Here is a 12622-nt window from a genome sequence, read left to right as displayed (position 1 = left end):
CGAACCGGTGACGGTGAGGCGGCTGGGTTCTCCAAGACGAACCCAGGGAAGGGCATTCGCGGACCCGCGCCCTGCACGAGCACCCACACCCCGCCTGCGGTCGGGCGGACAACGAAGAACCTCGAAAGGATCACCAGCGATGAAAACCTACGACGTCGTCGTCATCGGTTTCGGACCTGTAGGGCAGATGATGAGCACCCAGCTCGGCCAGGCCGGGCACTCGGTTGCGGCATTCGAAGCCCACGAAACCCTCTACGGGCTGTCCCGGGCCGGCCACATGGACGACGAGATCGTGCGCACGCTGCAGAAGATCGGGATCGCCGAGGAGTTCAAGTCCGACGCGGTGCCGTGGGAGATGTACGACATGCGCACGAAGGCGTTCGACGGCGACCTGCTGCTGCGCCTGGACTGGAGCACGACCGGCCCGCACGGGCACCGTGGGCACTGGATCTTCTACCAGAACTACCTCGAGCTCGCGATGAACGGCGCCGTCAGCGAAACCGGCAACGTCGACGTCACCATGGCCACCAAGGCGGTGGACTTCGAGCAGGACGAGGAGGGTGTCACCGTCACCCTCGAGAGCCGCAAGACCGGCGAACGCACGCAGGTGCGCGCCAAATACCTGGTGGCCGCGGACGGGGCGAACAGCTCCATCCGCGAAGCCCTCGGCATCAAGAGCTGGGTCGGCAACTGCGACTACGAACAGCTCGTGGTCGACTGTAAAGAGAAGCACAAGTTGAACTTCGAGTTCGACAACGGCCAGTTCGCCGATCCGGCCCGACCGGGCTGCCTGTTCCAGCTCGGCGCCCAGCATCACCGCTGGGAATGGACCCTGCTGCCCGGTGAGAAGCCGGAAGACTTCACCGAAGAACGCGTCTGGGAGTTGCTGTCCCCGTGGGTGGGACCCGACGACGTGGAGATCCTGCGCCGCCCGGTCTACCGGTTCCGCGAGGTCGTCGCCGAACACTGGCAAGACCGGCGGGTCTTCCTCGCGGGCGATGCCGCCCATGTGCTGTGGCCGTTCGCCGGCGAGGGCATGTGCAACGGCATCCGCGACGCCTCCTCGCTGGCCTGGCGCTTCGATCTGGTGCTCAAGGGGCAGGCGTCCCCGCAGATCCTCGACAGCTACACCGCCGACCGCAAACCCATCTTCGTGGCGTGGATGAACCTCTCCCGTGAGATCGGTCTGCCCTGCGTCGTCACCGATCCCGCGATCGCCGAGATGCGCGATCAGGGCATGAAGGCGGCACTGGCGGATCCGTCGCTGATCCCGCCGTTCCCGCAGATCCCCGGCCCCACCTCCTTCGTCCGCCCCGACGACCCGACCGCCGGGACGGTCGGCTACCAGGGGATGGTGCAGGTCGACGGGACCACCGGCCTGTTCGACGACCTCGTCGGCAAGGGCTGGGTGCTACTGACCACCGACTCCGCCGCCCTGACGTCACTGACCGACCAGCAGCGCGACTTCATCGACCGGATCGGCATCGTCACCGCCCACGTCGGCGCCCCCGACTCCGGCGCCCCGGTGATCGACGTGGACGGCACCTACAGCACGTGGCTGACCGCACTGGGCCGCTCGACCGTGCTGGTCCGACCAGACTTCTGGCTGTTCGGCAGCGTGGCCGACCCGGCCGATGCCGGCCTGCTGCTCGACTCGCTGGCAGACGGCTTCGCCGGCCTCTTCCCCGCCCCCGCACCGGTTCCGCAGCCCGACGCCCAGCCCGCCACGGTCTAAGCGATGACGAACACCGAACACGACACCACCACCGCCACGGAAACCGCGCCCTGGCAGGCGGAGGTCGATGCACACAAGCGGGCCATGCCGCTTCAGCGCCTGATCGGCAACGGCATGGACTACGCCGACATGACCGAGCTGTACGCACTCGCCGACTCCGGGGTGCCCTGGGCCGACGCCGGCGCCCGGGTCGGTGCGCGGATCGCCGCAGGCGCGGCGGACGCGGCGGCGGCCGGGCACCTGCTCACCGCCCGCGCCGACTACCTGCGCGCCAGCGCCTGTTACCGGGTCGGGCAGGTCCCGCTGCCGGACAGTGACCCTCGCAAGAAACCGATGTATCACAAGCTGATCGAATATTACGGGGCCGCAGGCGCTCTCGCCGATCCGCCGGTCGAGCACGTCGGCATCCCGTATCAGGACGCCGAACTGCGCGGCTGGTTGCTCCGCCCGGCCGGGGTGAGCAGGCCGCCGGTGGTCATCGTGACGGGCGGATTCGACGGGTGGCGCGAGGAATACCACGTCGGGGCAACGTACCTGCTCGCCCGCGGTATCGCGGTGCTCCTCGTCGACGGCCCCGGCCAGGGCGAAACCCGGGTGCTGCAGGGGATGTATCTGACCCAAGGAGTGGAGAAGGCGTTCTCCGCGATGATCGATCACCTGCAGGCCGATGAGCGGTTGTCGGATCGGGTGGGGATCTGGGGCAACAGCATGGGCGGCTTCCTCGCCGCCCTGGTGGCGGCCACCGATCCCCGGATCGCGGCGTGCTGCGTCAACGGCGGCACCGTCCGCCCGGCGGAGATCGTCGACCGCTACCGCCGGTTCATCACCAAGGTGCAGGCGCTGCTGGGCATCTCGGACCCGGACGAGGCGCGGGCGGTGATGGAGACGTTCGTGCTGACCGCACCGATACTCGCCGATCTGACCTGCCCGTTGCATGTCATGCACGGCACCCCCGATCAGGTGTTCCTGATCGACAACGCCCGCGCCCTCTACGACGGTGCCGGATCGACCGACAAGACCTTCAGCGAGTTCCCGGACGGCGATCACTGCATCTACAACCACTCGCACGACAAGCACACCCGCATCGCCGACTGGTTCGCCGACCGGCTCAACGACGAAGGAGACCCCCGATGACCAGCGCGAAGACCACCGAGGTTCCGCAGGGCCGCATCCTGATCCGCGGCGCCCACCTGCTCACCCAGGACGACGCTCTCGGCGACTTCATCGGCGACGTCCTGATCGACGACGGCAAAATTGTCGAGGTCGGCTCCTCGCTCGATGCCACCGGCGCCACCGTTATCGACGGCACCGACCGCGCCGTGCTGCCCGGTTTCGTCGACACCCACCGGCACACCTGGCAGGGCGCAATCCGGCAGGTCGGCACCGGCTGGGACTTCCCGAAGTACCGGCAGCACATCCAGGTGACCTGGGGCCCGCAGTTCAATCCCGAGGACGTCTACATCGGCAACCTGGTCGGCGCGCTCGGTGCCCTCGACGCCGGTATCACCACCCTGCGCGACGAGTCGCACATCCAGAACAGCCCCGACCACACCGACTCCGCGATCGGCGCGCTGCGGGACTCCGGCATCCGCGGTGTCTTCGCCTTCGGGTGGCCGTCGATCGACTCGAACAAGTGGATGCTGCGCGGCGAGGCCACCCACCCCGAGGACATCCGGCGGGTGCGATCGGAGGTGCTGGCTGACGACGACGCCCTGGTCACCCTGCAGGCCATGCTCCGCGGGCCTGAACTGTCCACCCTCGAGGTCACCACCCAAGACCTCGCGATGGCCCGCGAACTGGGCATCCGGTCGAGCATGCACGTCGGGAACGGGCCGTGGGGGCCGCAGTTCCGCGGCATCGGCTCCCTGGGCGACGCCGGACTGCTCGGTGAGGACCTGCTGTTCATCCACTGCTGCACCAGCGATGACGAGGAACTGAAGATGCTCGCCGATTCCGGCGGCCACGCCTCGGTCTCCGCTGCGGTCGAGGCGGTTCTGCCCGGTCTCGGTGCCCCCGCCACCGGACGCCTGCTGGCCAACGGGATTCGCCCCAGCCTGAGCATCGATACCGAGGCCTCGGTCGCCGGGGACATGTTTAACGTCATGCGCGCCGCCTTGTCGGCGCAGAACGTGGGCATCAGTATCGACCCCGCCACCTACGACACGCTGCCCGCCTTCACCCCCGCCGACCTGCTGGCGATGGCCACCATCGAAGGGGCCCGCGCCTCGGGCCTGGACCACAAGACCGGCAGCATCACCCCGGGCAAGGACGCCGACCTGATCGTGCTCCGGGTCGACGACGCCAACCTGCTGCCCGCCAACGACGTTGCCGCGAGCATCGTCGGCGCCGGGCACCCCGGCAACGTCGACACCGTCCTGGTGGCCGGGCAGGTCCGCAAGTACCAGGGACGGCTCGTCGGATACGACCTCGGCGGCATCCGCCGGCGCGCCGAGGCCTCCCGGGACCGGCTGTTCGCCTTCGACCTCGTCGAGGGCTGACCCGCTCCCACCGGACCCGCACGGGTCCACTCGAAAGGAAATGTTCACGTGAACTCTGAATCCACGACCGGTCCGCGGCCGCCGCGGCCGCGGCCGCTCGACGGCATCGTCATCGCCGACTTCTCCCGGGTCCTCGCCGGCCCCTACGCCACCATGCTGCTCGCCGACATGGGCGCCGAGGTGATCAAGGTTGAAAGCCCGGGCGGTGACGACACCCGATCCTGGGTGCCCCCGGTCCGCCCCGACGGGGTCTCCACCTACTACGCGGCGATCAACCGGAACAAGAAGTCGATCGTCCTCGACTTCAAGGACCCCGACGACCTCGCCGTCGCCCACGCCCTCTCCGCCCGCGCCGACATCGTGGTCGAGAACTTCAAACCCGGGGGCCTCAAGCGGTTCGACCTCGACTACGACTCGGTCAAGGAACGCAACGAGACGGTGATCTACTGCTCGATCAGCGGATTCGGCACCGCCGAGGGCGCCTCCCTGCCCGGCTACGACCTGATCGTGCAGGCGATGTCGGGGTTGATGAGCCTGACCGGCGACCCGGACGGGCCCGCCTACCGAGCCGGGATCAGCGTCTTCGACGTGATGGCCGGGCTGCATTCGACAATCGGAATCCTTGCCGCCCTGCGGCACCGGTCGATGACCGGCAAGGGCCAGAACATCGAGACGAGCCTGCTCGCGTCGGCGATGAGCGGGCTGGTCAACCAGACCTCCGCCTACGTCGCGGGTGGGGTCACCCCGAACCGGATGGGCAACGCCCACCCGAGCCTGTTCCCCTATGAGCCGCTGCCGACCGCGGACAACGATCTGATCGTCACCGCCGGCAACGACGGCCAGTTCCGCAAGCTCGTCGAGGTCCTCGGCGTTCCCGAACTGGCCGACGACGAACGCTTCGCCCGCAACGCCGACCGCACCGAGCGCCGGGAGGAACTGCGCCCGTTGCTCGTCGAACGGCTGCAGACCCAATCGGCGGAATACTGGTTCGCCAAACTCAACGAGGTCGGCGTGCCGAACGGGCCGATCAACACCATCGCCCAGGGTGTGCAGTACGCCGAGAAGCTCGGCCTGGCACCGATCGTGCAGGTCGGGCCGGCCGGGCAGACCGTGCCCGGGGTCCGCAACCCGATCTCGTTCTCGGGAATCGAACCCCGCTACGAGCTAGCCCCGCCCACCCTCGGCCAAGACACCGACGAGATCCGCTCCTGGCTGGCCGCCACGACCGCCGCAGCGTACGGAGAGAAATGACCACCACCGACCCCACCACACCCCGGTACCCCACCTCCCTGGGCACCTCCACCGCCACCGAAATCAACCTCCTCGGCCACGACCTGGCCGGCGATCTCATGGGCAAGGTCGGCTTCGGAGAACTCGCCTTCTGGCTGGTCGCGATGCGCCGACCCAGCCCCGGGGAACTGCGGGTCTTCGAATCCGTCCTCGTCGCCCTCGCCGACCACGGCTTCACCCCCACCGCCATCGCCGCCCGGGTGACCTACCTCAGCGCCCCCGATTCCCTGCAAGGGGCGATCGCCGCCGGTCTGCTCGGCGGCGGCTCCCGCTTCCTCGGCGTCACCGAGGACTGCGGACAGTTCCTGCACACCGCCCTCGACACCCACGAGGGACCGCTGCCCGCAACCGAGGACGAGTGGGACCAGATGGCGCTCGATGCCATCGCCCGCCAGAAGAAGCTCGGCAAACACGTTCCCGGCCTAGGCCATCCCAACCACAAGGACGGCGACCCCCGCACCCCCGTGCTGATCGGCATCGCCACCGAGGAAGGGCTACGCGGCCCGCACCTGCAACTGTTCGAGGCGATCGGCCGGATGAGCGAACGCGGCGTCGGACGCGCTCTGCCGCTCAACGGCGCCGGGGTGTGCGGGGCCGCCCTGGCGGATCTGGGTCTGCCGGTCGAACTGCTCCGCGGCTTCGCGCTGCTCGCCCGGTGCGCCGGGTTGCTCGGCCAGATCGCCGAAGAACGCCGCAACCCGATCGCCCACGACATCTACATGAGCGTCGACCGCAACGCCGTCTACGTCGACCCCGACACCGACCCCACCCCCTGACCACACCCCTACTCGAGATCGAAAAATCAAGGAGACGACGATGGCCTTCGTCAACGAGGACAACATCACCGACCTCGCCATCAAACGGTGGTCCACCGCCCGGTCCCCGCGGGTGGCCGAGTTGATGACGGCGTTGGTGCGACACATCCACGACTACGCCCGCGAAGTGGAGCTGACCTCCGACGAGTGGATGGCGGCCATCGAATGGCTCACCGCCACCGGGCAGATCAGCAACGACAAACGCCAGGAGTTCATCCTGTCCTCGGACGTGGTCGGGCTGAGCATGCTGGTGGTGCAGATGAACAACCGCTTCGCCGAACAGGCCACCCCGGCCACCGTCCTCGGCCCGTTCCACATCGACGGATCCCCACCGGCCCCGTTCGGCTTCGACATGTCCGAGGGCATCGCGGGCACCCCGCTGTTCATCACCGGGAAGGTCACCGACACCACCGGCACACCGATCCCCGGCGCCGTCCTCGACGTCTGGCAGGCCGACGCCTCGGGCACCTACGAAGCGCAGATGCCCGAGATCGACGAAGCCCGACTCCGAGCGAAGTACCAGGCCCGCAAGGACGGCACCTACTGCGTGCGCACCATCGCCCCGCTCGGCTACACCATCCCGATGGACGGCCCGGTCGGCAACCTCATCGAGCGGACCGAGATCAGTGAATACCGGCCCGCGCACGTGCACTTCATGTTCGAGCAGCCCGGCTACAAGAAACTGATCACCCACCTGTTCCAGAAGGACACCGACTACCTCGACAGCGATGTCGTCTTCGGCGTCAAGGACGCGCTGATCGTGCCGTTCGTCGAGCACGCCCCCGGCCCGGCCCCGGACGGGCAGATCCTCGAGGAACCGTTCCTCGTCGCGAACTTCGACTTCGCCCTCCAACCCGCCAGCTAGCGGCGTCCCCCTCACTTGCCGGCCGGGCCCCTCCCCGCGGAGCTCCTGGTCCCGGCCGGCAACCCCTGTCCAGTCACCCCTGGAAAGGCCCCTCCATGGAGCCGTTTCACACCTGCACCGCGATCGCGGTGCCCCTGCGCCGCAGCAACGTCGACACCGACCAGATCATCCCGTCGAAGTTCATGAAACGCATCACCCGCACCGGCTACGACGACGGACTGTTCGCCCAGTGGCGCACCAAGCCCGACTTCGTCCTCAACACCACACCGTTCGACCGGGGCCGCATCCTGATCGCCGGACCCGACTTCGGCACCGGATCCTCCCGCGAACATGCAGTCTGGGCATTGTGGGACTACGGATTCCGGGCCGTGCTCTCCGCCCGGTTCGCCGACATCTTCCGCACCAACGCCGGCAAAGCCGGGCTGCTCTGCGCCGAGATCCCGCAACCCGACATCGAACGCCTGTGGACGAGCGTCGAGGCCGAACCGTTCAGGCCCGTCACCGTCGACCTGCGAACATGCACCGTCACCACCGAGCACCACGCGATCCCGTTCGATATCGATGACTACACCCGCTGGCGACTACTCGAAGGCCTCGGCGACATCGACCTCACCCTCCGCCACGCGGACGCAATCGACGCCTACGAGCGTTCCCGGCCCCGATGGAAACCCACGACGTCCGAAGACCACCAGGTCACCGACCTGCCTCTTACATCTCGCCCCGAAGCCTGACTGCCGGGCCTCACGGAATCCCTGAGAGCCCCTGCACTCATCACGCACCGAACCGTCGGCACGGACGATAAGGCCAGACGTTGACGCCCCACCACGAGCACACCGCGACCGGACACCGCCATGCCTGATGCGACCACATCCACCCCCGGCACGGCGGCCAGTGTGTGGCTGCGGAATCTACGTCCGGCCGCGGCCGTTCCCGAATCCGCCAGCACCGCGGCCACCGTCGCCGACGCGGTCGATCGGATCGGTCCCGGCCCGGTGGAATGGGCCGGCGAAGTCGGCGGGTCCATGGCCACCCGCATCATCGGGGAGATCCCCGAACTCGGCGGCGGCACCGAACAATTCGACACCCTGCGGATGGGCACCGAATCGTCGGCTATCCGTTCCCTGCTGTGGATCAGCGGACTCGCCGACTCTCTCCCGGCCGTCACCTAGGAAGCGCTTGCCGGGGTGCGTGAGTTCGTCCGGCGCGGCGTCTCCCTCGACAGAGTCCTGCGCGGGATCCGGCTCGGCCACGCCCAAATGGCCACATCCTTCATGACTGCCTGCCGCGAACTCGTTCCCCCGGGCGAGCGCACCGACCAGATGCAGATCATCACCGACCGGCTGTTCGAGTACATTGAGCAGAGAACGTGTGACCCGATCTGTCAACGTCGGTGAGTAGGTGAGACGCATGAGCGCAACCGATCCCCCACCGCTGGTCGTCGTGCCGCCGGGGACCGGGCAGACCGGTGACCTGGGCCCGATTGGGGTCGAATTCAAGCTTTGGGGCCGTGACACCGGTGGGGCGTTGTCGGTCGTCGAGCACCCGTTCCCGGTCGGTGCGCTGGTGCCGCCGCATCTGCATACGCGGGAGGACGAATTCTCGATAGTTACGCAGGGTGTGATCGGATTCCGCTCCGGCGACCGGGAGGCCGTTCTCGAACCCGGCGGATACATCACAAAGCCCCGGGGTGAGATGCACGCCATGTGGAACGCCGGCACCGTCCCCGCGCGCATGATCGAGATCATCAGTCCGGCCGGCTTCGAACATTGCTTCCTGGAAGTGTCCGAACTGATCGCCGCCGGCGGACCGGACGTCACCCAGATCGCCGCAGTTGCCGAGCGCTACGGTCTGCAATTCGGCGAACCCGACTGGTTGCCCGACGTGATCGCCCGATACGCCCTGACACCGCCGTGAGCCCCGCTCGAGCCTCGACGCATGCGGGGTCGTTCACAGGTCGGGGCTGCTCAGCTCGGCCAGTCGATGAGCCGAAGACAGCTTCGGAGTAGGACCGCCACAGCCGCCGGAAGGCGCCCAGCTTCGGCGAACAGTGGATTCGTTTGTGGACGAGGCGTTCTCGTCGTTCGCAAGGAAGGGCCACCGCGCGCCTGCGGGTGGGAAGTGGTTCTGGTTCGTCTCACGGTTTGGCCACCGCATTTCTGTCTGAAATTCCTGACATCTCTTCTGTCGTCACCGGCGTGACAGAGGCCGGAGAGGTAGAGGAACATGGAAGAAATGAAAGCGGTACGGCTCCACGCCTATGGCGGACCGGAGAACCTGGTCTACGAGGAAGCCCCCCGTCCGGAGCCTGCCGGGGACGAACTCGTGGTGCGGGTGCATGCTGCGGGGGTCAATGTGTTGGACTGGTTGCTGGGCGAAGGCGGGTTCGAACACTTTCCCGATGTTCCGCTGCCGTGGATTCCGGGATGGGACATCTCGGGGGTAGTGGAAGTGGTCGGTAACAGCGTCAGCGGGTTCGAGCAGGGCGACAGCGTCTACGGAATGGTTCGGCTGCCCGAACCCGGCAACGCCTACGCCGAGTACACGGCCGTCCCCGCCAGCCAGGTCGTCGCCAAGCCGCCCATCCTGGACCACACACAAGCGGCGGCGGTGCCGATGACCGGATTGACGGCGTGGCGGGCCCTCTTCGACGAGGCCGGTCTACAACGAGGGCAGCGCGTGTTGATCCATGCCGCCTCGGGCGGTGTCGGCCATCTGGCCGTGCAATTTGCGAAGGCCGTGGGAGCGCACGTGGTCGCAACCGCGTCCGGCTCCAACCGGGAGTACGTGAACTCGCTCGGCGCTGATGAGTTCATCGACTACCGCGAGCAGCGGTTCGAGACGTCGGTGGCTCCGGTGCATGCCGTGATCGACACGGTCGGCGGCGAAGTCCAACAGCGGTCCCTCGACGTGCTGAAGCGAGACGGGGTTCTCGTCGCCCTGCCAGCAGAGGTCCCGGACGAGGTCAAGGCCGAAGCCGAGCGACGCGGTATACGAACCCGACACTTCAGCGTCGAACCGAACGCCGACACGCTGACCAAGATCTCCCGGCTCATCGATGACGGCAGAGTGCGGCCCACGGTCAGCTCGGTGTATCCCCTCGCCGAGGCGCAAGCTGCCCACGAAGAGGGCCGGGCAGGACACGTCCGAGGGAAGCTGGTCCTCGACGCGACCACGGTTGCTTCCTGACCGGCGTGCTTCCGGACGGGCGCCGGCTGCTGCCCGCAATGCACTGAGCGCACCACTTTCTGCTTTTCCGACAGCGTCTTCGTGCCCGACCTGTTCGGCACGGCCGAGGCGATGAAGTTGATGGTGGCCGCCGCCGCGGTGGAATTCGGATGTCGATCAGACCGCCGTCCTCGTTGCGCACCGGCTCGCGACGGTGAAGAACGCCGACCAGATCATCGTCCTCGACCACGGGCGGGTCCACGCGATCGGTATCTACAACGGCCTGCTCACCACCAGCGAGCTCTATCGCGAACTCGCCCATCACCAATTGATCGCTGCCCCGAACTAGACCTGCGGAACGCAGCCACCGGCGCCAGCATCAGAACCGAGGTGGCGGCAATCGGGTGCCTGTCCCGAGAGCGGATCCGCTTGTGGAGCTGCACTGCCGTCCCACGTTGTCAGTCCGGTCTGGCATTCTTTGTCCTCATGGCTGACACCACTATGCAACGAACAGTCGACGCCGAGTTCGACATCGACAGCTGGGATGAGGTTCCCTATGACGAACCAGACGTAGGCCCGAAATTGACCAGGGTCGTGATCCGCAAGACCTACCGAGGCGCCCTGGAAGGTACCGGGGTCGCGGACGTTCTTACGACGCAGGGGCCCGAAGGCGCCGGTTACGTTGCCTCGGAACGCATCCAAGCGACTCTGGACGGCCGGCGCGGGACGTTCGTAATTCAACATGGCGGTCTGGCCGACGGCGAAGACCAGAGAACGTTCGGCACCGTGATCCCGCACTCGGGTACTGCGGAGCTGACCGGACTGTCCGGGCACGCCACCGAGGCCCGCCAAGGTGTCCTGACTCTCGTCTACAGCTTCGAGAACCATCCTGAATAGTCACGGTGGCGGCCACGTGGGCCCCGTGGCCGGTACGAGTCATCTGCGCGTTGAGCCGCCGAGCGATTTCCGCAAGGGGATCCGTCGGCGGAACCCCTATCCGTCAGCAGACACCGACGTGCAGATCCAGAGGGTGCCGATGGCACTATGGGTGACCGACGGTGACGCTGGGCGGGGTAGGGGGCATGCGTGCCGGCAACGGTGGTACGGATCGCGCTTGTGGCGGGTGCGATCTGGTTGTTCGGATCGGGTGTAGCGCGGTGGGCGGGATTGTTGTTCATAGCTTTCGGGTTGTTGTCGATGGCTACCGGCTCCTGGTTCGGCGTGGTGGTCGTGCTCAGAGGGCGGAGTCCTCTAGCGCAGCGGGCGTTCAACTCCCGGTTTCTACATCGGATGGACCCCACCCGTAACTAAGAATCCCCCATTCGGGCCATTCCGGGACACTCGATCAGGAGTGTGTCGAGAGTGCTGCACTGCCAGATCACGACCGATCACCATCGCTCATCAGGACTTATGCGGATCCAGATTCGTGAGCGGGTCCAGGACAGGTGGACCCCGATCTGGCTATCCAGGGGAAAGGCGGGGTGTAGGTCAGCACGTCGGTATTTGACGACGATCAGGTCGCGGCACGACGGGCATGAATCGTCCACGACGTTGGGTCGGGAAGGCGGGGCCCAATCCAGTCGGTGACGGGCAGAGTTTGTCACACTGGCTTCATGAATGATGTCTGGCCGATCGTCCATGCGGAGCGTGCGGCGCTGATCGATGACCTCACCGACCTCACCGACGACCAGTGGGACCACCCCTCACTCTGTGGTGACTGGACCGTGCACGACGTCGCCGCACACTTGATCAACAACGCGAAGACCACCCGCCTCGGCATCGTGCGCAACATGGCCCGGGCGCGCTTCAACTTCGATCGCCAAAACGCCCAAGGCGTCGAACGCGAACGCGGCGCCACACCCCGCCAAACGCTCGCCCGGCTTCAGCAGGTCGCAACACGTACGTCGACGCCGCCGGCACCGCTCGACAGCAGGCTGGTCGAAGAGGTCGTCCATGGCGAAGACATCCGACGGCCGCTGGGCATCAACCGTATATATCCATCGGAGGCGGTCGTCAGGTCGTTGCAGTATCAGGCGCGCACCCCGGTATCCCTGGGCGGTGCGAAGCAGCTCATTGCCCCGGTGCAGTTGCGGGCCACCGATGCAGACGTGTCGATCGGTGGGGGCCCGGAAGTCTGCGGCCCGGCACTGTCACTGCTCATGGCAATATCGGGGCGCAAGTCGGCGCTGGGTGACCTCGACGGACCCGGAGTATCCGCGCTCGAGTGATCACGCCCGTGGCGTCCCAGAATTGA

Annotated in this window: 13 protein-coding genes; all 13 read left to right on the top strand. The window is 67.1% G+C overall.

Annotated features, from left to right (window positions below; genetic code table 11):
- Positions 1-139 precede the first annotated feature (139 nt).
- The 13 genes from QM693_RS07495 (at position 140) to QM693_RS07435 (ending at position 12596) form a co-directional block, all read left to right on the top strand.
- On the top strand, positions 140-1735 hold the full coding sequence (locus QM693_RS07495) for a bifunctional 3-(3-hydroxy-phenyl)propionate/3-hydroxycinnamic acid hydroxylase (RefSeq protein WP_283351878.1): 1596 nt from the start codon (positions 140-142) through the stop codon (positions 1733-1735).
- A gap of 3 nt (positions 1736-1738) precedes the next feature.
- Entirely contained in the window at positions 1739-2869 is a 1131-nt protein-coding gene (locus tag QM693_RS07490; RefSeq protein WP_283351877.1) for an alpha/beta hydrolase family protein, read from the top strand.
- A complete protein-coding gene (locus QM693_RS07485; RefSeq protein ID WP_283351876.1) occupies positions 2866-4233 on the top strand; it encodes an amidohydrolase family protein in 1368 nt (455 codons plus the stop codon). Before QM693_RS07490 ends, QM693_RS07485 begins: the two co-directional genes overlap by 4 nt.
- Positions 4234-4281: 48 nt before the next feature.
- Positions 4282-5484, top strand: coding sequence for a CaiB/BaiF CoA transferase family protein (locus QM693_RS07480; protein WP_283351875.1), 1203 nt, complete (start codon positions 4282-4284; stop codon positions 5482-5484).
- Positions 5481-6299 (top strand): citryl-CoA lyase, encoded by an 819-nt coding sequence (locus QM693_RS07475; protein WP_283351874.1) that lies wholly within the window; start codon positions 5481-5483, stop codon positions 6297-6299. The genes QM693_RS07480 and QM693_RS07475 overlap by 4 nt, the downstream gene beginning before the upstream one ends.
- A 40-nt stretch (positions 6300-6339) precedes the next feature.
- Positions 6340-7203 (top strand): dioxygenase family protein, encoded by an 864-nt coding sequence (locus tag QM693_RS07470; RefSeq protein WP_283351873.1) that lies wholly within the window; start codon positions 6340-6342, stop codon positions 7201-7203.
- Positions 7204-7298: 95 nt separating this feature from the next.
- Entirely contained in the window at positions 7299-7934 is a 636-nt protein-coding gene (leuD, locus tag QM693_RS07465) for a 3-isopropylmalate dehydratase small subunit (RefSeq protein ID WP_283351872.1), read from the top strand.
- A 120-nt stretch (positions 7935-8054) separates the two neighbouring features.
- Positions 8055-8372: a hypothetical protein gene (locus QM693_RS07460; RefSeq protein ID WP_283351871.1), complete on the top strand. Its 318-nt coding sequence runs from the start codon at positions 8055-8057 to the stop codon at positions 8370-8372.
- Between the two features lie 238 nt (positions 8373-8610).
- Complete coding sequence (locus QM693_RS07455) at positions 8611-9117, top strand: cupin domain-containing protein (RefSeq protein WP_283351870.1); 507 nt, start codon at positions 8611-8613, stop codon at positions 9115-9117.
- A gap of 309 nt (positions 9118-9426) precedes the next feature.
- Positions 9427-10389, top strand: coding sequence for an NADP-dependent oxidoreductase (locus QM693_RS07450; protein WP_283351869.1), 963 nt, complete (start codon positions 9427-9429; stop codon positions 10387-10389).
- 193 nt (positions 10390-10582) lie between these two features.
- Complete coding sequence (locus QM693_RS07445) at positions 10583-10717, top strand: hypothetical protein (protein ID WP_283351868.1); 135 nt, start codon at positions 10583-10585, stop codon at positions 10715-10717.
- 137 nt (positions 10718-10854) lie between these two features.
- On the top strand, positions 10855-11265 hold the full coding sequence (locus tag QM693_RS07440; protein WP_283351867.1) for a DUF3224 domain-containing protein: 411 nt from the start codon (positions 10855-10857) through the stop codon (positions 11263-11265).
- A 716-nt stretch (positions 11266-11981) separates the two neighbouring features.
- A complete protein-coding gene (locus QM693_RS07435; protein WP_283352169.1) occupies positions 11982-12596 on the top strand; it encodes a maleylpyruvate isomerase family mycothiol-dependent enzyme in 615 nt (204 codons plus the stop codon).
- Positions 12597-12622 lie beyond the last annotated feature (26 nt).

The sequence above is a fragment of the Rhodococcus sp. IEGM 1305 genome, assembly GCF_030058635.1.
Taxonomy (GTDB): Bacteria; Actinomycetota; Actinomycetes; order Mycobacteriales; family Mycobacteriaceae; genus Rhodococcus_F; species Rhodococcus_F opacus_D.
The sequence above is the reverse complement of the archived record's forward strand: the minus strand, read 5'-3'. Positions and strand labels throughout refer to the sequence as shown.